The sequence below is a fragment of the Pseudomonas sp. CROZ-RG-20F-R04-15 genome (assembly GCF_022662375.1).
Taxonomy (GTDB): domain Bacteria; phylum Pseudomonadota; class Gammaproteobacteria; order Pseudomonadales; family Pseudomonadaceae; genus Aquipseudomonas.
The window spans coordinates 395,316-417,668 of record NZ_JAKNQL010000001.1; the positions used below are offsets into that span (position 1 = coordinate 395,316).

The 22,353-nt window shown below is 60.0% G+C and carries 23 protein-coding genes; 13 read left to right on the forward strand and 10 right to left on the reverse strand.

Translation table 11 applies throughout. The features are described from left to right. Positions 1-3: 3 nt before the first annotated feature. From ptsP to L8H52_RS01720, 6 genes are all read right to left on the reverse strand, one after another. A complete protein-coding gene (gene ptsP / locus L8H52_RS01695) occupies positions 4-2,517 on the reverse strand; it encodes a phosphoenolpyruvate--protein phosphotransferase (RefSeq protein WP_242205057.1) in 2,514 nt (837 codons plus the stop codon). Positions 2,518-2,551: 34 nt separating this feature from the next. After that, entirely contained in the window at positions 2,552-3,574 is a 1,023-nt protein-coding gene (locus L8H52_RS01700; RefSeq protein WP_242205055.1) for an SIS domain-containing protein, read from the reverse strand. Beyond that, the gene (nagA, locus tag L8H52_RS01705; RefSeq protein WP_242205052.1) at positions 3,555-4,661 is read right to left on the reverse strand and encodes an N-acetylglucosamine-6-phosphate deacetylase; all 1,107 of its coding nucleotides are present in this window, start codon (positions 4,659-4,661) and stop codon (positions 3,555-3,557) included. The genes L8H52_RS01700 and nagA overlap by 20 nt, the downstream gene beginning before the upstream one ends. Positions 4,662-4,685: 24 nt before the next feature. Continuing rightward, entirely contained in the window at positions 4,686-5,417 is a 732-nt protein-coding gene (locus L8H52_RS01710; protein ID WP_242205050.1) for a GntR family transcriptional regulator, read from the reverse strand. A 283-nt stretch (positions 5,418-5,700) separates the two neighbouring features. Beyond that, the gene (locus tag L8H52_RS01715) at positions 5,701-6,216 is read right to left on the reverse strand and encodes a L,D-transpeptidase family protein (protein WP_064120595.1); all 516 of its coding nucleotides are present in this window, start codon (positions 6,214-6,216) and stop codon (positions 5,701-5,703) included. A gap of 87 nt (positions 6,217-6,303) precedes the next feature. Next, the gene (locus tag L8H52_RS01720; RefSeq protein ID WP_095119357.1) at positions 6,304-6,855 is read right to left on the reverse strand and encodes an NUDIX hydrolase; all 552 of its coding nucleotides are present in this window, start codon (positions 6,853-6,855) and stop codon (positions 6,304-6,306) included. A 147-nt stretch (positions 6,856-7,002) separates the two neighbouring features. Between L8H52_RS01720 and L8H52_RS01725 the strand changes: the two genes are divergently transcribed. From L8H52_RS01725 to purT, 5 genes are all read left to right on the forward strand, one after another. After that, entirely contained in the window at positions 7,003-7,602 is a 600-nt protein-coding gene (locus tag L8H52_RS01725; protein WP_242205048.1) for a CoA pyrophosphatase, read from the forward strand. 47 nt (positions 7,603-7,649) lie between these two features. Beyond that, positions 7,650-8,174 carry a gamma carbonic anhydrase family protein gene (locus tag L8H52_RS01730; protein ID WP_007954617.1) on the forward strand — a complete coding sequence of 175 codons (525 nt, stop codon included), beginning with the start codon at positions 7,650-7,652 and terminating at the stop codon, positions 8,172-8,174. Then, positions 8,171-8,383 carry a DUF1289 domain-containing protein gene (locus L8H52_RS01735; RefSeq protein ID WP_242205046.1) on the forward strand — a complete coding sequence of 71 codons (213 nt, stop codon included), beginning with the start codon at positions 8,171-8,173 and terminating at the stop codon, positions 8,381-8,383. The genes L8H52_RS01730 and L8H52_RS01735 overlap by 4 nt, the downstream gene beginning before the upstream one ends. A 228-nt stretch (positions 8,384-8,611) precedes the next feature. Further along, on the forward strand, positions 8,612-9,079 hold the full coding sequence (locus tag L8H52_RS01740; protein ID WP_242205044.1) for a VUT family protein: 468 nt from the start codon (positions 8,612-8,614) through the stop codon (positions 9,077-9,079). A 100-nt stretch (positions 9,080-9,179) separates the two neighbouring features. Next, positions 9,180-10,361 (forward strand): formate-dependent phosphoribosylglycinamide formyltransferase, encoded by a 1,182-nt coding sequence (gene purT / locus L8H52_RS01745; protein WP_242205042.1) that lies wholly within the window; start codon positions 9,180-9,182, stop codon positions 10,359-10,361. Between the two features lie 93 nt (positions 10,362-10,454). On the opposite strand, the gene L8H52_RS01750 is transcribed toward purT, so the two are convergent. From L8H52_RS01750 to ccsA, 3 genes are all read right to left on the reverse strand, one after another. Then, positions 10,455-11,771 (reverse strand): MFS transporter, encoded by a 1,317-nt coding sequence (locus L8H52_RS01750; RefSeq protein WP_242205040.1) that lies wholly within the window; start codon positions 11,769-11,771, stop codon positions 10,455-10,457. Between the two features lie 229 nt (positions 11,772-12,000). After that, positions 12,001-13,242 (reverse strand): transporter associated domain-containing protein, encoded by a 1,242-nt coding sequence (locus L8H52_RS01755; protein ID WP_242205037.1) that lies wholly within the window; start codon positions 13,240-13,242, stop codon positions 12,001-12,003. Positions 13,243-13,254: 12 nt separating this feature from the next. Next, entirely contained in the window at positions 13,255-14,067 is an 813-nt protein-coding gene (ccsA, locus tag L8H52_RS01760) for a cytochrome c biogenesis protein CcsA (protein ID WP_242205035.1), read from the reverse strand. Positions 14,068-14,277: 210 nt separating this feature from the next. Between ccsA and ffh the strand changes: the two genes are divergently transcribed. The 6 genes from ffh (at position 14,278) to L8H52_RS01790 (ending at position 18,415) form a co-directional block, all read left to right on the forward strand. Further along, positions 14,278-15,654 carry a signal recognition particle protein gene (gene ffh, locus L8H52_RS01765; protein ID WP_008081630.1) on the forward strand — a complete coding sequence of 459 codons (1,377 nt, stop codon included), beginning with the start codon at positions 14,278-14,280 and terminating at the stop codon, positions 15,652-15,654. Positions 15,655-15,965: 311 nt separating this feature from the next. Continuing rightward, entirely contained in the window at positions 15,966-16,217 is a 252-nt protein-coding gene (gene rpsP, locus L8H52_RS01770; protein WP_003185073.1) for a 30S ribosomal protein S16, read from the forward strand. 5 nt (positions 16,218-16,222) lie between these two features. Further along, positions 16,223-16,759 carry a ribosome maturation factor RimM gene (rimM, locus tag L8H52_RS01775; protein WP_064393256.1) on the forward strand — a complete coding sequence of 179 codons (537 nt, stop codon included), beginning with the start codon at positions 16,223-16,225 and terminating at the stop codon, positions 16,757-16,759. A gap of 2 nt (positions 16,760-16,761) precedes the next feature. Beyond that, positions 16,762-17,514, forward strand: coding sequence for a tRNA (guanosine(37)-N1)-methyltransferase TrmD (trmD, locus tag L8H52_RS01780; RefSeq protein WP_008081628.1), 753 nt, complete (start codon positions 16,762-16,764; stop codon positions 17,512-17,514). Between the two features lie 45 nt (positions 17,515-17,559). Then, a complete protein-coding gene (gene rplS / locus L8H52_RS01785) occupies positions 17,560-17,910 on the forward strand; it encodes a 50S ribosomal protein L19 (RefSeq protein ID WP_003175895.1) in 351 nt (116 codons plus the stop codon). A 91-nt stretch (positions 17,911-18,001) separates the two neighbouring features. Then, positions 18,002-18,415 carry an acyl-CoA thioesterase gene (locus tag L8H52_RS01790; protein WP_242205032.1) on the forward strand — a complete coding sequence of 138 codons (414 nt, stop codon included), beginning with the start codon at positions 18,002-18,004 and terminating at the stop codon, positions 18,413-18,415. Between the two features lie 117 nt (positions 18,416-18,532). Here the strand turns inward: L8H52_RS01790 and L8H52_RS01795 are convergent, their stop codons facing one another. Next, positions 18,533-20,341, reverse strand: a complete 1,809-nt coding sequence (locus tag L8H52_RS01795) for a sodium:proton antiporter (protein ID WP_242205030.1) — start codon at positions 20,339-20,341, stop codon at positions 18,533-18,535. 108 nt (positions 20,342-20,449) lie between these two features. Here L8H52_RS01795 and xerD point away from each other — a divergent pair, with 108 nt between their 5' ends. Together xerD and dsbC are read left to right on the forward strand one after the other, a co-directional pair. After that, entirely contained in the window at positions 20,450-21,346 is an 897-nt protein-coding gene (gene xerD / locus L8H52_RS01800; RefSeq protein WP_102900589.1) for a site-specific tyrosine recombinase XerD, read from the forward strand. A 255-nt stretch (positions 21,347-21,601) separates the two neighbouring features. After that, entirely contained in the window at positions 21,602-22,333 is a 732-nt protein-coding gene (gene dsbC, locus L8H52_RS01805) for a bifunctional protein-disulfide isomerase/oxidoreductase DsbC (protein ID WP_007908974.1), read from the forward strand. The last annotated feature ends 20 nt before the right edge of the window (positions 22,334-22,353 follow it).

The following is a 22,353-nucleotide window of genomic DNA, read 5'->3' on the forward strand; positions in this document are numbered from 1 at the left end:
TTGTTAGCGCAGAGGCCAATGTTGATGACAGGCGTGACGTACGGCGGCAGCGCTGCTCAGCTTGAGCAGGTCACGGCTGAGACGCTGGCATTCGGCTTCGTGCACCTGGCGCACGCGATCCTTGATTTCACCGATCTGCACCGGGCTGACCGACAGTTCGGTAACGCCCAGACCGATCAACACTGGTGTGGCCAACGGATCAGAGGCGAGGGCGCCGCACACACCCACCCAGCGCTTGTGCACCGCCGCACCATCGCAAGTCATGGCGATCAAGCGCAGCAGCGCCGGATGCAGCGCGTCGACGCGAGCGGCCAGACCTGCGTGGTCGCGATCCATGGCCAAGGTGTATTGCGACAAATCGTTGGTGCCGATCGAGAGGAAGTCAGCGTGTTCGGCCAGTTGTTCGGCTTGCAGTGCAGCGGCGGGGACTTCGATCATCACGCCGATTTCCGGGCGCTGGCTAACACCGAGTTCCCGGCACAGCGCATCGACGCGTTGGCGAATGTGCAGCAGCTCATCGACTTCGGTGACCATCGGCAACAGGATCCGGCAGCGGTGCAGCGGGCTGACTTGCAGCAGCGCGCGCAGTTGCTGATCGAGGATTTCCGGACGGGCCTGAGCCAGGCGAATGCCGCGCAGGCCGAGCACCGGGTTGGCTTCGATGGGCAGCGGCAGGTAGTCGAGTTGCTTGTCGCCGCCGACGTCGATGGTGCGGATGATCACGGACTTGTCGCCCATGGCATCGATCACGGCTTGATAAGCACTGCGCTGCTCATCGACGTCGGGAGCGGTCTGGCGATCGACGAACAAAAACTCGGTGCGCAACAGGCCTACACCATCGGCGCCGTTGGCAAAGGCGTCCGCCGCTTCACCGCTGGAAGCAACATTGGCGACGACTTCGATGTGTACGCCATTACGGGTTTCGGCGGGCAGGTGAGCCTTGGCTTGTTGCGCGTCGCGACGTTGTTGCCGCTCGATTTGCACCTGCTGAACTTCGCTCAGGCGTTCGGCATTCGGCATCAGTTCAAGACGACCACCATCGGCATCAAGCACGACCGATTGCCCTTGCGGCTGATCAAGCAATGCCGAGCCCAGCGCCACCATGCACGGCAGACCTTTGCCACGCGCCAGAATCGCCACATGCGAAGTCGCGCCACCCGCGGCCATGCACAACCCGGCGACACCTTGCGCGCTGAGTTGCAGCAAATCCGACGGCGTCAGTTCATGAGCGGCAACAATGGCGCCGGCCGGCACGTCGTAATTCCATGCTTCGCCGAGCAACGCACGCAGCACGCGTTGTTTGAGGTCGCGCAGATCATTGGCGCGTTCGGCCAGCAATGCGCTGCCGGTGTGTTGCAGGACTTCGCACTGCACATCGATCGACTGGCTCCAGGCGTGAGTCGCCGCAGTGCCTTGTTCGATGGATTGCTGTGCCGCGTCGAGCAGCGCCGGATCTTCCAGCAACGCCAGATGCGCGGCGAAGATTGCTTCTTCATCAGCGTTCTTGTGCTTTTTCGCTTGATCGAGGGTGCCGTCGATGTCACTGCGTACCTGATTCAGTGCCGTGTCGAGCACCTGCAATTGTTGCAACGGATCATGATTGCCCGCATCCACTGGCAAACTGATCGCGTTCAAGCGAAACAGCGGCCCGCCGACCAGTCCCGGTGCAGCGCAGACACCGTGCATTACGCCAGCTTCAGCCGGGCGTTTAAGCGGTGCGACAGTCACCGGCGCCGCAGCGTGATGATCATCCGGCAATGCTGTGGCCAACGCAGTGAGCAACGCTTGCAGCGCCGCCTCGGCATCCGGCCCCTGACAACTGACCTGCACTTGGTCCTGCTCGCCAACCGCCAGCCCCATCAAACCGATCAGGCTGTTGCACGGCGCCGTTTTGCCAGCGAAGTGCAGTTGCGACTGGCTTTTGAAACCTTGCGCCGTTTGTCGAATCAACGCGGCCGGGCGTGCATGCAAACCGCCGCGATGCGCCACCAACACATGCCCGTGAACCTCAGACCCGCCGACCGCTTCGACATGCGCCGCAGCACTGTTGCGGGCAACGATGTGCAGCAAGGGGTCGCCAACCTTCACTGCTTTCAGCGTGATCGGTCGTACCTGGAAATCCTGACTGTTGGTCAGGATCAACAGACTGACGAGGCTTTTGCATTGCTGGCCCACCTTGTCTTGGTCGTAGCGCAACAACGGCTGGCCCTTGGTCACGCGACCACCTTCTTTGACCAGCATCGAGAAGCCTTCGCCGTTCAGTTCAACGGTGTCGAGGCCCAGATGCAGGAGGATTTCCGCGCCGTTGACGGCACGCACGGTCAGTGCGTGGCCGGTGCGCGCGACGTGAATGATCACCCCGGCGCACGGCGAATACAGCGTGTCGTTGAGTGGATCGATGGCAATGCCATCACCCATCGCGCCGCTGGCGAACACCGCGTCCGGGACTTTGGCGAGCGTGAGCACCGGGCCGCTGAGCGGGGCGCTGAGGGTCAGCTCTTTATTGTTGTTGTGCATGGCTCGGTCTCATCAGGTGTGCAGTCATTCGGACTTAGTGCGTGCGTGTCACTTTGCTCAGGTGGCGCGGCTGATCCGGGTCCATGCCACGGGCCACGGCCAAACCGGCGGCCATCACGTAGAAGCTCTGAATCGCCAGAATCGGATCGAGGGCCGGGTGTTCGGCGCGGGTCAGCGTCAGATCGCGTTCGCTGACGTCATCGGGTGCTGCCAGCAACACACGGGCGCCGCGTTGACGCATCTCTGCTGCCAGGCTCAACAGACCCGCCTGCTCGGCGCCGCGTGGCGCGAACACCAGCAACGGATAGTGTTCGTCGATCAGCGCCATCGGGCCGTGACGCACTTCGGCGCTGCTGAACGCTTCGGCCTGAATCGCCGAGGTTTCCTTGAATTTCAAAGCCGCTTCCTGGGCAATGGCAAACCCGGCGCCACGACCAATCACCATCAAACGCTGGCAATCGCGCAGCGCTTCGATGGCCACGCTCCAGTCCTGTTTGGCAGCTTCGCGCAGGCCTTCGGGCAGGGCGTTGCCGGCTTCGAGCAATTCACCGTCCTCTTTCCAGTGCGCGATCAAACGGGCGCTGGCGCTGAGGGTGGCGATAAAACTCTTGGTCGCGGCGACGCTGCTTTCAGTGCCGGCGAGCAGCGGCACGCTGAATTCACAGGCAGCTTCCAGCGGCGAATCGGCGGCGTTGACCATCGACACACTGAGCGCGCCACGCTTGCGCAACAGACGCAGGCTGTTGACCAGATCCGGGCTTTGCCCCGATTGCGAAAACGCGAACGCGACCTGACCGCTGACCTTCAACGGCGCCTGCTGCATGGTCACCACCGACATCGGCAACGACGCCACCGGCACGCCCAGTTGCTGCATGGTCAGGTAGGCGAAGTAGCTCGCCGCGTGGTCGGAGCTGCCGCGTGCGACGGTCATCGCCACTTGCGGTGGCTGACGGCGCAGGCGCCCGGCGATCTCGATCATTTGCGGGTCGAGTTGTTGCAGTTGGGCTTGCACGGCCTCGAACGAGGACAGCGCCTCCTCAAGCATTTTTGAAGTCAATGTCTTCTCCTTCGACCATGACGGCGGTCAGTGTGAGTGAGCGATCCAGCCGCACGCAGTCGGCCCAGGCACCCGGTTGCAGGCGCCCGCGTTCGTTGATGCCGAGGTAGTCGGCGGGAAATTGCGATAGGCGCTGCGAGGCCTCGGCGATCGGCAAACCGATTTTCACCAGGTTGCGCAGGGCCTGATCCATGGTCAGCGTGCTGCCGGCCAGGGTGCCGTCGGGCAGGCGCACGCCGCCGAGGCATTTGGTCACGGTGTGGCTGCCGAGCTTGTATTCACCGTCGGGCATGCCGGCGGCCGCAGTCGAATCGGTCACGCAATACAGGCACGGGATCGAGCGCAGGGCCACGCGGATGGCGCCGGGATGCACGTGCAGCAAATCCGGAATCAGCTCGGCGAATCTGGCGTGGGCCAGTGCCGCGCCGACGATGCCCGGCTCGCGGTGATGCAGTGGGCTCATGGCGTTGTAGAGGTGGGTGAAACTGGTCGCGCCGGCCTCCATTGCAGCAACGCCTTCCTCGTAACTGCCGAGGGTGTGGCCGATCTGCATGCGCACGCCACGGCTGCTCAGTTCACGAATCAACCCGTCGTGACCGGCGATTTCCGGGGCGATGGTGATCACCCGAATCGGCGCCAATGCCAGATATTCTTCGACTTCGGCCATCAATGCGGTGTGGGCGAAATTCGGTTGTGCACCGAGTTTGCCGGGATTGATGTACGGGCCTTCGAGGTGTACGCCGAGGACGCGGGCGGCACCTTGCGGACGCTGTTCGCAGAATTCCCCGACTTCTTTCAAGACGCTGGAGATCTCGGCACTCGGTGCGGTCATGGTAGTGGCCAGCAGCGAGGTGGTGCCAAAACGCACGTGGGTTCTGGTGATGGTTTCGAAAGCGCTGGCGCCTTCCATGATGTCTTTGCCGCCGCCGCCGTGAACGTGCAGATCAATGAAACCCGGCAGCAGATACGGCAGGTCATTGGTGGCCGGATCGCAAGGCACGCCTTCGATCGACACGACTTTGCCGTGTTCGTGGGTCAGCCGGCCGCGAATCCAGCCGCTGGCGGTGAGGATGTTGTCTTCGGACATTTTGGTTCTCGCTTGTGGCTGCGCTTAACGGCGAAGCTCTGCAACAAAGTCGTAGTAGTCGTTGCGGCAATAGGTGTCGGTGACTTCGATCGGCGTGTTGTCTTCCAGGTAGCCAACCCGGGTCATCAGCAACATCGCAGTGCCGGGGGCAATGCCGACCAGCGCGGCGAACTCGTCCGAGGCGTTGATCGCCTGAATGTGCTGCAAGGCGCGGACGATCGGTTTGCCGATGCCGTCGAGGTATTCGTAGAGCGAATCGCCGACCAGTTGTGGCTTGGGCATGATAGAGGCGGGCAGGGTGCTCATTTCGATCGCCATCACCGTGTCATCGGCTTTGCGCAGACGTTTCATGCGCGCGACCTTGTCGTTCGGCGACAGGCTGAGGCGGATCAGTTCTTCGTGAGTCGGCAGGGTGATCTCACGTTCCAACCATTGGGAGCTGGGCACAAAACCCTTGAGTCGCAGCATCTCGCTGAAACCGGAGAGGCGCGACAGCGGTTGTTCCAGGCGTGGGGTGATGAAGGTGCCGGAACCTTGCAGGCGGCGGATCAGACCTTGATCGAGGAGAACTTCCAGCGCCTTGCGTGCGGTGACACGAGAGATACCGAGCATTTCGCTGAGATTGCGTTCGGACGGCATCGCCTGCTCGGACTTCCACTGCCCGGCATGGATTGCCGCTTCCAGATTGCGCGCCAGTTGCAGGTACAGCGGCGTCGGCTGGGAGTCATCGGGACGTAGGGCGTGGAAGTCGTTCATGTAGGGCATTTCCGTCGCGAGTATAGGATTGTTGTGGCTCGCTTGTGGGGCGGAAATTAATACCACTTGAATACCATGTCAACGCAGGTAATGGGCGGTTGACCCAATGAAATGGCGGGTTTTAGAGGGGTTGGTTTGAAGTGGTATTAAAGGTGGGCGGTGAAAAGCAAAAGATCGCAGCCTGCGGCAGCTCCTACAGTTGAGAGTGGTATCACCCTTGTAGGCGCTGTCGCAGGCTGCGATCTTTTGATTTATTTTTTTGCAGGTGACCAGCGGTCGGCGGTTACGGGCGGATTTCGACCATCGTGCCGTCCGGCACCAGGCTCCACACTTCGCGCATATCGACGTTGCGCATGGCGACGCAGCCGTCGGTCCAGTCGAGGGTGTGGAACAGGTCCTCCGGGGTTTCTTCCGAATCCGGCGTGCCGTGGATCATGATCATCCCGCCGGGCTCGACGCCTTCACGCCGGGCGCGGGCCGAATCGCTGATGTTCGGGTAGGAAATGTGCATCGACAGATTGAATTTGTCACTGGTCTTGCGCCAGTCGATCCAATAGAAACCTTCCGGCGTGCGTTTGTCGCCTTCGATTAGTTTCGGACCCTTTTTCGCGCCCTTGCCCAAAGAAATGCGATAGGTCTTCAGCGGTTTGCCATCGGCGATCAACTGCAGTTGATGTGCTGACTTGAGTACCAGGACTTTTTCGATAAGCGGGCTATTCGCAGGCGCCACGGTGGTCACGAATGACGCTTGGGAGACGGTAACGAACGACAGGCAGAACAGGGCAAGCAACCAGCGCATTGAAACGATTCCCCAGGAATGACGCAGATACATGATTTATAGATGTTGTGCAGACTTGCTCGGGTTATCGGCTGGCCGGCGACGAAATCAAGTAATGGCAGGCTGAGCAAGCGGCGGAATCGATTCCGAACGAACCGGATACACCTCAACACGCCGATCAGCGAAGAAGCATTCTAAGGTACGCCCCACTGTGCGGAAAGCCAGCTCGTCCCAGGGAATGTCGGCTTCGTCGAATAGTTGCACTTCCAGGCTCTCGGGACCGGCAGCGAAATCCAGGTCGACCAGCTCGGCACGGAAGAACACATGCACCTGACTGATGTGCGGCACGTCGATCAGCGTATAAATGCTCAGATTGCGCACGCGGGCGCAGGCTTCTTCGGCGGTTTCACGCACGGCGGCCTGTTCGATGGTCTCGCCGTTCTCCATGAAACCGGCGGGCAACGTCCAGTAACCGAGACGCGGCTCGATGGCGCGACGGCAGAGCAACACTTTGGTGCCCCAGGTCGGCACGCAGCCGGCAACGATATTGGGGTTTTGATAGTGAATGGTCTGACAGCTGTCACAGACAAATCGCAGCCGCGAATCGCCTTCGGGAATGCGCTGGGTGACCGGGTTACCGCAGTGGCTGCAAAATTTCATGCTGGGCTTCCTGAATGCTGCGCCTATCTTGGCGTGCAGCGGTGCCGGTCGGCAAGTTGTCGTTTCGCGACACGACAGGTTTCGGGGGCTTGGGCGCTCGCAATGATTGGTGCATGATGCAGGGTAAGGCACAGATCGAGAACACTCATGCTGGACGAGCTACTGCATAGGGTAAGCAACCACATACCGCGCACGCTGGAGACCGACACACGTTTCCCCGAGGCCGCCGTTCTGGTGCCGATCACCCGCAGTGAGGAGCCGGAACTGGTGTTGACCCTGCGCGCCAGCGGGCTCTCGACCCACGGCGGCGAAGTGGCGTTTCCCGGTGGTCGCCGCGATCCGGAAGACCCGGATCTGATCTTCACGGCGCTGCGTGAGGCTGAAGAGGAAATCGGCCTGCCGCCCGGACTGGTCGAAGTCATCGGCCCGCTCAGCCCGCTGATTTCCCTGCACGGCATCAGGGTCACGCCTTATGTCGGTGTGATTCCCGATTTCGTCGAGTATCAGCCCAATGATGCCGAGATCGCTGCCGTCTTCAGCGTGCCGCTGGAGTTCTTCCGTAAAGACCCTCGTGAACACACGCACCGCATCGACTATCAGGGCCGCAGTTGGTACGTGCCGAGCTATCGCTACGGCGAATACAAAATCTGGGGCCTGACGGCGATCATGATCGTCGAGTTGATCAACCTGCTCTATGACGCGAAAATCAGCCTGCACCAACCGCCGAAAAGCTTTATCAACACCTGAAGCCGTCGTTCGAACGGCCACTCACCGTGAGCCCTGAGGAAAACAAGATGAAATACCGCTTGGGCGACGCCCGTGTCGAGACCCATCCACAGAGCTGGGTCGCCCCCAATGCCGTGCTGGTGGGCAAGGTCAAACTGGAAGAGGGCGCCAACGTCTGGTTCAACGCCGTGCTGCGTGGCGACAACGAACTGATCCTGATCGGCAAGAACAGCAACGTCCAGGACGGCACCGTGATGCACACCGACATGGGCTATCCGCTGACCATCGGCACCGGCGTGACCATCGGCCACAATGCGATGCTGCATGGCTGCACCGTCGGCGATTACAGCCTGATCGGCATTAACGCGGTGATTCTCAACGGCGCGAAGATCGGCAAGAACTGCATCATTGGCGCCAACTCGCTGATCGGTGAAGGCAAAGAGATTCCGGATGGTTCGCTGGTGATGGGCTCGCCGGGCAAGGTCGTACGTGAACTGACCGAGCCGCAGAAGAAAATGCTTGAGGCCAGCGCCGCCCACTATGTGCATAACTCGCAGCGTTATGCCCGCGATCTGGTTGAGCAGGAAGAATGACTAACCCCGAAAGACCCGTCGCTTCGCCGTGCGTGAATATTTGTGCGCTGGATGAGGCTGATATCTGCACTGGCTGTCAGCGTACGGTCGAGGAGATCACCCGTTGGGGCCGCATGACCAATGATGAGCGCCGGGTGGTGCTGGGGTTGTGTCACGAGCGGGCGAAGGCGAGTGGGTTGGTGTGGATGTTGCCGTCGTCGAAGTCGTGATCGGCTTGGGATGGCCCTCACCCTAGCCCTCTCCCGGAGGGAGAGGGGACTGACCGAGTTGATGGTTCGAGTTACATCGACCTGAACTACCGAGTCGAACTCAGGTTTTGAAAAGCCCCGATTTGCTCCCTTTCCCCCTCGCCCCCGTGGGGGAGAGGGCTGGGGTGAGGGGGTGGCTCTTGATCTGCCGGTCAAGTAACCTGTGCGCCAATCAATCAGGTCGCCCCCATGATTTTCCTCATCGCCTACATCAGCAGCGTTGTGCTGATCAACTTCGCCTTCTCCACCGCGCCGCATCTGGACATCATCTGGTCGGCCTGGGGTGGTCTGGTGTTCGTGCTGCGCGACATGGTGCAAACCCGCTTCGGCCATGGCGCGATCGTGGCGATGCTGGCGTCGCTGGTGCTGTCTTACGTCACCTCCGATCCTTCCATTGCCCTGGCCAGCGCCACGGCGTTCGCGGTCTCCGAGTGCATCGACTGGCTGGTGTTCAGCATCACCAAGCGCCCGTTGCGCGACCGCTTGTGGATCAGTTCGGCGCTGAGCATTCCCCTCGATACCTTCATCTTCTTCGGCATGATCGACTTGCTGACGCCGCCGGTGATCATCACTGCACTGGCCTCGAAATTTGCCGGCGTTACTGCTGTCTGGCTGATCATGGCCTGGCGCGAGCGCAAACAGGCCGTCGCCGGCTGAAGCCAAAGCCTCAGGTTCATGTAAAATGCCGCGCTTTCTCCCCATGGAAAGCGCGTCAGGCGTTGCTTTCCTCGATGATCCGCTTCTTTGAGGACCTGAGATGACCCGTATCGGAACTCCATTGTCGCCAACCGCGACCCGCGTATTGCTGTGTGGCTGTGGTGAGTTGGGCAAGGAAGTGGTGATCGAACTGCAACGCCTGGGCGTTGAAGTGATCGCCGTTGACCGTTACGCCAACGCGCCGGCCATGCAAGTTGCGCATCGCAGCCACGTGATCAACATGCTCGACGGCGCCGCCCTGCGTGCGGTGATCGAAGCCGAGAAGCCGCATTTCATCGTGCCGGAAATCGAAGCCATCGCCACCGCCACCCTGGTCGAGCTGGAAGCCGAAGGCTTCACCGTGATCCCGACCGCGCGCGCGGCGCAGCTGACCATGAACCGCGAAGGCATCCGTCGTCTGGCCGCCGAAGAGCTGGACCTGCCGACCTCGCCGTACCACTTTGCCGACACCTTCGAGGACTACAGCAAAGCCGTCCTCGATCTGGGCTTCCCATGTGTCGTCAAACCGGTAATGAGCTCGTCGGGCAAGGGTCAGAGTCTGCTGCGCAGTGCCGATGATGTGCAGAAAGCCTGGGACTACGCACAAGAGGGTGGCCGCGCCGGCAAAGGTCGGGTGATCATCGAAGGTTTCATCGATTTCGACTACGAAATCACCCTGCTGACCGTGCGCCACATTGGTGGCACCACGTTCTGCGCGCCGGTCGGTCACCGTCAGGAGAAGGGCGACTATCAGGAATCCTGGCAGCCACAAGCCATGAGTCCGATTGCTCTGGCTGAATCCGAGCGCGTTGCCAAAGCGGTGACTGAAGCGCTGGGTGGCCGTGGTCTGTTCGGCGTTGAGCTGTTCATCAAAGGTGATCAGGTGTGGTTCAGCGAAGTCTCGCCGCGTCCGCATGACACCGGTCTGGTGACCTTGATTTCGCAGGATCTGTCGCAATTCGCCCTGCACGCTCGAGCAATTCTGGGTCTGCCAGTGCCGCTGATTCGCCAGTTCGGGCCTTCGGCTTCGGCGGTGATTCTGGTGGAAGGGCAGTCGACCCAGACCGCATTCGCCAATCTGGGAGCTGCGTTGAGCGAGCCGGACACGGCGTTGCGTCTGTTCGGCAAGCCGCAAGTGAATGGCCAGCGCCGCATGGGCGTGGCGCTGGCGCGGGATGAGTCGATCGAGGCTGCTCGAGCCAAGGCGACCCGTGCTGCTCAGGCTGTTGTCGTAGAACTGTAAACCGAGTCGCGACATTCGCGAGCAGGCTCGCTCCCACAGGGAAATGCATTCCAATGTGGGAGCGAGCCTGCTCGCGAAGCTTTTGATCTTCTGTCAGGCAATCTGATTCAGATCGTTATTGCGCGTTTCCTTCAGGCACAGCACCGCAATCACACTCAGCACCGCCGCCGCCGACACATACCCGCCGACATAACTCAAACCACCCATCGCTACCAGTTTCTGCGCAAAGAACGGCGCCGCCGAGGCTCCGACGATGCCGCCGAGGTTATACGCCGCCGAAGCACCGGTATAACGCACGTGGGTCGGAAACAGCTCTGGCAACAACGCGCCCATCGGCGCGAACGTCACGCCCATCAAAAACAGCTCGATGCATAGAAACAGCGCTACGCCCCAGGTGGAGCCCTGAGTCAGCAACGGCTCCATCAGAAATCCTGAGAGAATCGCGAGCACACCGCCGATGATCAGCACCGGTTTACGTCCGTAACGGTCGCTGGCCCAAGCCGACAGCGGCGTCGCAGCAGCCATGAACAGCACGGCAAAACACAGCAGGCCAAGAAACGTTTCACGGCTATAGCCGAGCGTGGAAACCCCGTAGCTCAGGGAGAACACCGTCGAGATATAGAACAGTGCATAACACACCACCATGGCCGCCGCGCCCAGCAGGGTTGGCGCCCAATACTGACTGAACAGCTCGACCAGCGGCACTTTCACCCGCTCCTGGCGGGCGATGGCGTTGGCGAACACCGGGGTTTCATGCAGTTTCAATCGCACGTACAGACCGACCATCACCAGCGCTGCACTGAGCAGAAACGGGATCCGCCAGCCCCAACTGCGGAACTGCTCGTCAGTGAGCGTCATGGCCAGCGTCAGAAACAAACCGTTGGCGGCGAGAAAACCAATCGAAGGCCCAAGCTGCGGGAACATGCCGAACCAGGCACGTTTGCCTTTTGGCGCGTTTTCCGTGGCGAGCAGGGCGGCACCGCCCCATTCACCACCCAATCCCAAACCTTGGCCGAAACGCAGCACACACAGCAGGATCGGTGCCCAGGCGCCAATGCTGGCATAACCCGGCAGCACGCCGATCAACGTCGTACACACGCCCATCAATAGCAGGGATGCGACCAGCGTCGATTTACGCCCGATGCGGTCACCGAAGTGGCCGAACAACGCTGAGCCCAGCGGTCTCGCCAGAAATGCGATACCAAAGGTAAGGAACGCCGACAACATCTGCGCGGTGCCGGAGGTCTGCGGGAAAAACACCGGCCCGATCACCAGCGCAGCCGCGGTGGCGTAAACATAGAAGTCGTAGAACTCGATCGCGGTGCCGATAAAGCTCGCCGTGGCAACGCGGGTCGCGGAGTTGGTCGGTTGGGCAGGGGTGGTGTCGCTGATAGCGGTACTGGTTGTCATGCGGTGATCCCTGACAGTCATGAGCTCCGTTGGAGCGAATTATTATGGTCGAACACCCAGGGATGTGGGATGAGGCGCGGTCGCTGTTTCAGGTAGGAACAGTCGCCGGAGTGCAGCGGAAATAGCCGAAGCCTGTCGGGTGCGGGGTAAGCACGAGGTTCGGCGGCGCTTGGGTAAGCGTCTCGATTATAGGAAGGGGGCTAACAATCAAACAAGAGCAAAAGATCGTCTATCGAGCAGGCACCACAGCAGGCACAGAAGAGGTATGCCAGATCAACACCTTGCTCACGCGGTTCTCCTCAGTCTCGAGAATCTCCAGTCGATAACGGCCGATCTTCAGGCAAACCGCGCTTTCCGGAATGGTTTCCAGCGCCTCAGTGACCAGACCATTGAGGGTCTTCGGTCCGTCGCTCGGCAAATGCCAGCCCAGGCACTTGTTCAATTCGCGGATCGACGCGGCGCCGTCAATCACCATGCGGCCATCAGACTGCGGATGAATGTGCGGATTATCGATGCTGTGCTCGCTTTCGAATTCGCCGACAATTTCTTCGAGAATATCTTCCAGCGTGACAATACCGAGCACTTCGCCGTATTCGTCGACCACCATGCCGAGACGCCGCTGCTGCTTGTGGAAATTCAGCAGTTGCAGTTGCAGCGGTGTGCTTTCCGGCACGAAGTAAGGCTCGTAACTGGCCGCCAGCAACGCCTCGCGGGTCAGATCGCCATTGTTCAGCAAATGTCGGATCTGCCGGGTGTTGAGCACTGCTTCAACCTGATTGATGTCGCTGTGGAACACCGGCAGGCGCGTGCGCTTGTTGTGGCGCAGCTGTTCGATGATCTCGTCGATCGAATCGTCGAGGTTGATACCGTCGACGTCACTGCGCGGCACCAGAATGTCATTGACCGTAATGTTGTCCAGCGCATGAATCCCCGAAACCGGGTGCGCGTGAACCGGGTGCTCCGGATCGTCGTAACGGTCAGCAGGTGAGTCATCTTCGCTTTGCTGTACGACTTGAACCTTGCGCACAAACGGCCGCATCAGCAGGCCACTGATGCGGCTGAACAACCAGGCAAACGGATAAACAATCTTCAGCGGCACCGCCAGCAAGGTATTGCCGAACGCCAGCACCGCATCGGGATAGCGTTGGGCGACGGTACGTGGAAAGTAATCGGCAAACACCAGCAGGATGGCGCCAGCACCGAGGCACGCCGCCCAAGGGCCGTTTTCTTCGCAGAGGAAAATCGCCAGCAACGTCGCGATCACTACCGCGAGTGCTCGGCACAGGGTGTTGCAGAGGATCAGGCTGTCGAGCGGGAAGCTCAGCTTCGCCAGCGGTTTGTCGCTGGCGCGCGAGGCGGTGCGTTGCGCGAGCAAATGTTGCTGCGCGATTTCGACGGCAGTAAACAGCCCTGACCACAAAATCAGCAGGACAAATACCGCGAGCATCGGCCCTAGGGGCAAACCGTCCATTTATGCCGCCCGTCAGATGTGCAGGATGTATTCACGAACCAGTTTGCTGCCGAAATACGCCAACATCAGCAGGCAGAAACCGGCGAGGGTCCAGCGAATCGCCTTGTGACCGCGCCAGCCGAGACGATTGCGGCCCCACAGCAGCACGCTGAACACGATCCACGCCAGGCACGCCAGCAAGGTCTTGTGCACCAGATGCTGGGCGAACAGGTTCTCGACGAACAGCCAGCCGGAGATCAGCGACAGCGACAGCAGTGTCCAGCCAGCCCAGAGGAAACCGAACAGCAGGCTTTCCATGGTTTGCAGCGGCGGGAAATTCTTGATCAGCCCGGACGGATGCTTGTGCTTGAGTTGGTGGTCTTGCACCAGCAGCAACAAGGCCTGGAACACGGCGATGGTGAACATACCGTAGGCGAGGATCGACAACAGAATGTGCGCGAGGATGCCCGGCTCTTCATCGATGATCTGCACCGTGCCGGCCGGCGCGAACTGCGCCAGCAACACGGTGATCGCGCCCAACGGGAACAGCAGCACCAGCAGGTTTTCCACCGGAATGCGCGAGCAGGCGATCAGCGTCAGGGCGATCACCGCCGCCGCGATCAGGCTGGAGGCGCTGAAGAAGTCCAGGCCCAGACCGATCGGTGTCAGCAAGTGAGTGAGCAGGCTGGCGGCGTGGGCCACCACGGCGAGCGCGCCGAGGCTAACCAGCAGGCGCTTGTTCGCCTTGGCGCCGGTGGCCAAGCGGGTGCTCTGATAAAGGGTCGCAGCGGCATAAAGAAGGGCGGCGGCGAGGGTGGTCAGCAAACTGGGTGACAAGGGGAGCATAAATCCTGTTAGGCAAGCCCGAAAGGCGCTGAGTTTGGCATAGAACCGCCATGGCACGAAAGACTCAGGAAGCTGACAGCGAGGTGTCCGCCAGCCGCAGTCTTCGCTATAATCCGCGACCTGCCCACGCCGCAGGCTCGCCGAGCACATGTTGATTCCGGTCTGGGCCGCCATTATCCCGGTCTACACAGGGCCTGAAAGGATCGCGCAATGTTTGAAAACTTAACCGACCGTCTCTCGCAGACGCTGCGCCATGTCACCGGCAAGGCGAAGCTGACCGAGGACAACATCAAAGACACCCTGCGTGAAGTGCGCATGGCGTTGCTCGAAGCCGACGTCGCCCTGCCGGTGGTCAAGGACTTCGTCAATTCGGTCAAGGAACGCGCTGTCGGCACCGAGGTGTCGCGCAGCCTGACGCCGGGCCAGGCATTCGTGAAGATCGTCCAGGCCGAACTCGAAAGCCTGATGGGCGCGGCCAACGAAGATCTGAACCTGAGCGCCGTACCGCCAGCCGTCATTCTGATGGCCGGTCTGCAGGGCGCCGGTAAAACCACCACCGCCGGCAAACTCGCGCGCTTCCTTAAAGAGCGCAAGAAGAAGTCGGTCATGGTTGTTTCGGCGGACGTTTATCGTCCCGCTGCTATTAAACAGCTGGAAACCCTGGCCAACGACATCGGCGTGACGTTCTTCCCGTCCGACCTGAGCCAGAAGCCGGTCGACATCGCCACCGCAGCTATTAAAGAAGCCAAACTGAAATTCATCGACGTGGTCATCGTCGATACCGCCGGTCGTCTGCACATCGACGAAGAGATGATGGGCGAGATCAAGGCGTTGCACGCCGCGATCAACCCGGTCGAAACCCTGTTCGTGGTTGACGCCATGACCGGTCAGGATGCCGCCAACACGGCCAAGGCCTTCGGTGATGCATTGCCGCTGACCGGTGTGATCCTGACCAAGGTCGACGGCGACGCCCGTGGCGGTGCCGCTCTGTCGGTACGCGCCATCACCGGCAAGCCGATCAAGTTCATCGGTATGGGCGAGAAGAGCGAAGCGCTCGATCCGTTCCACCCTGAGCGTATCGCCTCGCGCATTCTCGGCATGGGCGACGTGCTCAGTCTGATCGAACAGGCCGAAGCGACCCTCGATAAAGACAAGGCCGACAAACTGGCCAAGAAGCTGAAGAAGGGCAAAGGCTTCGACCTCGAAGACTTCCGCGATCAGCTGCAACAGATGAAAAACATGGGCGGCCTCGGCGGCCTCATGGACAAACTGCCGAGCATCGGTGGCGTCAACCTCTCGCAAATGGGCAATGCCCAGAACGCTGCAGAGAAACAATTCAAGCAGATGGAAGCCATCATCAATTCCATGACCCCGGCCGAGCGCCGCGACCCTGAGCTGATCAGCGGTTCGCGCAAACGCCGGATCGCCATGGGTTCCGGCACTCAGGTGCAGGACATCGGTCGCTTGATCAAGCAGCACAAGCAGATGCAGAAGATGATGAAGAAATTCACCGCCAAAGGCGGAATGGCGAAAATGATGCGCGGCATGGGCGGAATGTTGCCCGGCGGCGGCATGCCAAAGATGTGAGGTGCCCCGTCTCACCCAGTCTGCTCACTTTTGACGAGTGAAATGGGTGAGACAGGACACTAAGACTTCGCCGGTCGTCGCACCGGCGCAGACCCTGCAAGGACGCAGGATCAACAGCAAACCCGCACTCGGCGGGAGCTGACTGGCCGTTTTCATCGACGGCTCTATATGCAGATCTGCACGGCATGCCATAGGCGCCGGAAAAAGTCATTTGCAAAAGTCCGGATATTCCTTAGAATATGCGGCCTTTCGGGCACCCATGCCCGCTGTGCATTTAGATTTGCAGCACCGACTACAGGAACGATGTTCACATGCTAACAATCCGTCTTGCCCTTGGCGGCTCCAAAAAGCGCCCGTTTTACCACCTGACCGTAACCGACTCGCGTAACCCGCGTGACGGCTCCCACAAAGAACAGGTTGGTTTCTTCAACCCTGTTGCCCGTGGTCAGGAAATCCGTCTGTCCGTGAACCAAGAGCGCGTAGCCTACTGGCTGAGCGTTGGTGCACAGCCTTCTGAGCGTGTTGCTCAGTTGCTGAAGGAATCTGCAAAGGCTGCGGCCTGAGCAATATGAACGCGACGCCTGCTGTTGCCGATGATTTGATCGTTATTGGCAAAATTTATTCTGTTCATGGCGTTCGCGGCGAAGTGAAGGTTTATTCCTTTACTGATCCGACTGAAAACCTGTTGCAGTACAAAACCTGGACGCTCAAGCGCGAAGGTAATGTGAAACAGGTCGAGCTGGTCAGTGGACGCGGGAGCGACAAGTTCCTGGTCGCGAAGCTCAAGGGTCTTGATGATCGTGAAGAAGCTCGTCTTCTGGCCGGTTACGAGATCTGCGTGCCGCGCAATCTGTTCGCTGAATTGACCGACGGTGAGTACTACTGGTACCAACTGGAAGGTCTGAAGGTCATCGACACCCTTGGGCAATTGCTCGGGAAAATCGATCATCTTCTGGAAACCGGCGCCAATGATGTAATGGTCGTCAAGCCTTGCGCTGGCAGCCTGGATGATCGCGAACGCCTGTTGCCCTATACGGAACAATGCGTGTTGGCCATCGACCTGGCAGCGGGCGAGATGAAGGTGGATTGGGACGCGGACTTCTAAGCGTGGCTAACTTGCGCGTAGAAGTGATCAGTTTGTTTCCCGAGATGTTTTCCGCCATCGGCGACTACGGCATCACCAGTCGTGCGGTCAAACAGGGGCTCTTGCAGCTGACCTGTTGGAATCCGCGAGATTACACGACGGATCGGCATCACACTGTGGACGATCGCCCGTTTGGCGGTGGTCCGGGCATGGTGATGAAGATCAAGCCCCTGGAAGATGCTCTGGTTCAGGCCAAGGCAGCAGCCGGGGAGGCGGCGAAGGTGATTTACCTGTCCCCCCAAGGCCGTCAACTGACTCAGTCGGCGGTACGCGAGTTGGCACAATCGGATGCATTGATCCTGATTGCCGGCCGCTATGAAGGCATTGACGAGCGTTTCATTGAAGCTCATGTCGATGAAGAGTGGTCGATTGGCGACTATGTACTGTCTGGCGGCGAGCTGCCGGCCATGGTCCTGATCGATGCGGTTACACGACTGCTGCCTGGAGCTTTAGGGCATGCGGACTCCGCCGAGGAAGATTCCTTTACGGATGGTCTGCTGGATTGCCCGCACTACACCCGACCTGAGGTGTATGCGGATCAGCGTGTACCCGACGTGTTGCTGAGTGGCAACCACGCGCATATCCGGCGTTGGCGTTTACAGCAGTCCCTTGGTAGGACCTTTGAACGACGCGCCGATCTTCTGGAAAGCCGCTCGCTTTCTGGAGAAGAGAAGAAGCTGCTCGAGGAATACATCCGCGAGCGGGACGATAGTTAACAACGTATCGATGGTAGATCGAACGATTTACCTTAGGAGCACAGCATGACCAACAAAATCATCCTTGCACTCGAAGCAGAGCAGATGACCAAAGAAATCCCTACCTTCGCCCCAGGCGACACTATTGTCGTTCAGGTGAAAGTGAAGGAAGGCGATCGTTCCCGTCTGCAAGCGTTCGAAGGCGTTGTAATCGCCAAGCGTAACCGCGGCGTGAACAGTGCGTTCACCGTTCGTAAAATCTCCAACGGTGTTGGCGTAGAACGTACTTTCCAGACCTACTCCCCGCAGATCGACAGCATGGCTGTCAAACGTCGCGGTGACGTACGTAAAGCCAAGCTGTACTACCTGCGCGACCTGTCGGGTAAAGCAGCTCGCATCAAGGAAAAACTGGCTTAAGTCCAGCTTCCGATGCAGAAAAAAGCAGCCTACGGGCTGCTTTTTTGTTGCCTGCAATTTATTCACCGTACCTTCGTTTCAGGCCAGAACCATGACCACCCGCGACCAGGAAATCGAACGCCGCACCGAACTCTCGGTGACCCGCGTAACCAAAGCCGTCTTTCCTCCAACCACCAACCACCACAACACCTTGTTCGGCGGCACTGCGCTGGCATGGATGGACGAAGTGTCGTTCATCACTGCCACGCGATTCTGCCGCTTGTCGCTGGTGACCGTGTCTACTGATCGCATCGACTTCAACCACGCGATCCCGGCGGGCTCGATCGTTGAGTTGGTGGGGAAGGTGATCAAAGTCGGCAACACCAGCCTCAAGGTCGAGGTGGAAGTGTTTGTCGAAAGCATGAGCTGTGATGGCCGCGAGAAGGCGATTCATGGGCAGTTCAGCTTTGTTGCCATTGATGATGACAAGCGGCCTGTGCCGGTGCTGCCGGGTTTTTCGGCTTGATCTGATATCGGGTCGCGCCATTCGCGAGCAGGCTCGCTCCCACAGTGATCGGGTGAACACAACATTTGTGTCCGGCACAGAACCTGTGGGAGCGAGCCTGCTCGCGAAGGCGTCAGTTCAGGCGCTGGAAGTCTCAGGCTGAATCAACGCCAGCAGCGTCCATCCCGCCCCCGGCTTCACCGCCGTCTCCGGCGTCACCACATGCACCCAACCGCTGTCATCGCGCATGAACAGCAAGGTCGCACGATTACCATGCAGCGCCCGGTAATCCTCCCAGCCAAAGCCATCGGTCAATGTCGTGCTGTACAGTTCGGCACCCTGGCCCATCTGGCTGGCCAGTTTCGCGTAGGTATACGCCTCGCTGCCCAACTGATTGCCGCGATGCTCAAGGCTGGCGCGGTGTTTGTCGCTGCGTCGGCTCTCATGACCACTGGCCAGACCAAACAAGCGCTGATGACCAAAATCATGACGAAAGCGCATCGCCGCCAAGGTATTCAGCTCACCCGACGGCGACAGCGCGAGCAAATGCCCAAGTCCGACCAGATCCAGATGCGCATCGGCATGTTGCGAAGCCGGGTTGCCGAAGTAGGTCGGCAAACCCTCCATGCGCGCTGCACGAATGTTTTCCCAGCTTGAATCGGTCAGCAGCACGCGACTGCCCAGTTGCTGCAGCGACTTGCCCAGCTCCCGCGCCGGGCCGTTGGCACCGACGATCAGGAAGCCACTCGGCGCTGGCTCCGCAACTTTGAGCAGTCGTGCCAGTGGCCGCGCAGTCGCACTTTGCAGCACCACAGTGCCGATGATCACGGCAAATGTCAGCGGCACCAGCAGCAATGCGCCCTCGTGTCCCGCTTCATGCAGACGAATCGCGAAAATCGCCGATACCGCCGCCGCGACGATCCCGCGTGGCGCGATCCAGCACAACAACGCACGCTCACGCCAACTCAGACTGGAACCGGCCGTGCTGAGCAGCACGTTCAATGGTCGGGCGATCAACTGAATCACCAGCAGCAGAATCAGCACCAACGGCCCCAGACCGATCAAGGCGTACAAGTCCAGTCGCGCCGCCAGCAAGATGAACAACCCGGAAATCAGCAGCACGCTGAGGTTTTCCTTGAAGTGCAGGATGTGCCGCACATCCACACCCTTCATGTTCGCCAGCCACATGCCCATCAGCGTTACCGCCAGCAGGCCTGACTCGTGCATCACTTCGTTGGAGGCAATGAAAATCCCCAGCACCGCCGCCAGCGAGGCGAGGTTGTGCAAATATTCTGGCAACCATTGTCGACGGATCACCGTGCCGAGCAGCCAGCCACCGACAATGCCGAACACCGCACCGCACAGGATCACGCCACCAAAGGTGAACAGGCTCTGCTTGAGGCCATGACCTTCGGCGCTGGCAATGATGAAGCTGTAAACCACAACGGCGAGGAGGGCGCCGATCGGGTCGATAACGATGCCTTCCCAGCGCAGAATATTGGCGATCGAGGCTTTCGGCCGCACGACTCTCAGCATCGGCACGATCACGGTTGGACCGGTGACCAGCGTCAGGCTGCCGAACAGGATAGCCAGCATCCAGTCGAAACCCAGTAGAAAGTGAGTCGCCACCGCGATCACAACCCAAGTCGAAATCGCTCCGATGGTCACCAAACGATGGACGACGCTACCGATCTCCTTCCACTCCGACAGGTGCAGCGTCAGGCTGCCCTCGAACAGAATCAGCGCCACCGCCAGCGATACCAGCGGCATCAGCAGCGGCCCGAACATTTCCTGCGGATCGAGCCAGCCCAGCACCGGGCCGACCAGAATGCCGGTCAACAACAGAAACAGAATCGCCGGCAGCTTCAGGCGCCAGGCCAGCCATTGGCAGCCCAGCGCCGCGGCGCCAATCCCGCCAAATGCCAAGAGAATTTGCTGCTCGTTCATTGATGCTCCCTGTTCCTTGAAATTGCGGGCTATGAAAGACTAGCGCCCATTCCTACAGTTCACTCTACATTTGCGCACAGTCCTTGAGGCTGTGTGACTTGAGCGCCCATGCCTGCCATCGATCATCCCCTCATTGACCAATTCCTCGACGCGTTATGGCTGGAGAAAGGCCTGTCCGACAACACCCGTGGCGCTTATCGCAGTGATCTGGCGTTGTTCAATGGCTGGTTGCAGGAGAAGAACCTGGAGCTGATCAATGCCGGTCGTGAATTGATCCTCGATCACTTGTCCTGGCGACTGGAGCAGAACTACAAACCACGTTCCACGGCGAGATTTCTCTCTGGGGTGCGTGGCTTTTATCGCTATCTGCTGCGGGAAAAACTGATCAGCGTCGACCCGACCTTGCGCGTCGACATGCCACAACTGGGCAGGCCGTTGCCCAAATCCCTGTCGGAAGCCGACGTCGAGGCGCTACTCAAAGCGCCGGATCTGAGCGAAGCCATCGGCCAGCGTGACCGCGCCATGCTTGAAGTGCTGTACGCCTGCGGTTTGCGCGTGACTGAACTGGTCAGCCTGACACTGGAGCAGGTCAACTTGCGCCAAGGCGTGCTGCGGGTGATGGGCAAGGGCAGCAAGGAACGGCTGGTGCCGATGGGCGAGGAGGCGATCGTCTGGGTCGAGCGCTACATGCGCGACGGTCGCGGCGAGCTGCTCGGTGGCCGGCCCAGTGATGTGCTGTTTCCCAGTCAGCGCGGCGAACAGATGACCCGCCAGACCTTTTGGCACCGGATCAAGCATCAGGCCAAAGTTGCCGGGATCGGCAAGTCGCTGTCACCGCATACCCTGCGTCACGCGTTTGCCACGCACCTGCTCAACCATGGTGCGGATTTGCGTGTGGTGCAGATGTTGCTCGGCCACAGCGACCTTTCCACCACGCAGATCTACACCCACGTCGCCCGCGCGCGCTTGCAGGACCTGCACGCCAAACATCACCCGCGCGGCTGAACAAAAATTCCTGTGGGAGCGAGCCTGCTCGCGAAGAGGGAGTGTCAGTCAGCGTTCATTTAGCTGACACACCGCTTTCGCGAGCAGGCTCGCTCCCACAAGGATCTGTGCAGTCCTGAAAGTGTGGCGACAGGCGCATTCGGCCACCGTGGCCTTATGTGTTAGGCTTTGCCGGTTTGCACGATGGACGGTTATGACCCGGTGTTCCGGCACGGGCGTTCTGATCGTTCCATTTGTCCGCCTTCAGGAGTTCTCATGCGTCTGACCCAGATTTTCGCCGCCGCAGCCATTGCGTTGGTCAGCACCTTTGCCGTCGCCGATGACGCGGCCGACAAAGCCATTCGTCAAAGCCTGGAAAAACTCGAACTCGAGGTTCCGGTCGAAAGCATCAGCGCCAGCCCGTTGCCGGGCATGTACGAAGTCAAGCTCAAGGGCAGCCGCGTGCTCTACGCCAGCGCCGATGGCCAGTACATCGTGCAGGGCTACCTGTTCCAGCTCAAGGACGGCAAACCGGTCAACCTGACCGAGAAGACCGAACGCCTGGGCATCTCCAAGCTGATCAATGCCATCCCGGTTGCCGAAACCGTGGTGTACCCGGCCGTGGGCGAGACCAAATCGCACATCACCGTGTTCACCGATACCACCTGCCCGTACTGCCACAAGCTGCACGCCGAAGTGCCTGAGCTGAACAAGCGCGGCATCGAAGTTCGTTACGTAGCGTTCCCGCGCCAGGGTTTGAACTCGCCGGGTGACGAGCAACTGCAAGCCGTGTGGTGCTCGAAAGACAAGAAAGCCGCCATGGACAAAATGGTCGACGGCAAGGAAATCAAGGCCGCCAAGTGCGATAACCCGGTTTCCAAACAGTTTGCCCTCGGTCAGTCGATCGGCGTGAACGGCACACCGGCCATCGTTTTGGCCGACGGGCAAGTGATTCCGGGCTACCAGCCTGCGCCACAAGTCGCCAAACTGGCGCTGGGCGCGAAGTAAATTCGCATCGTCACGGTCAG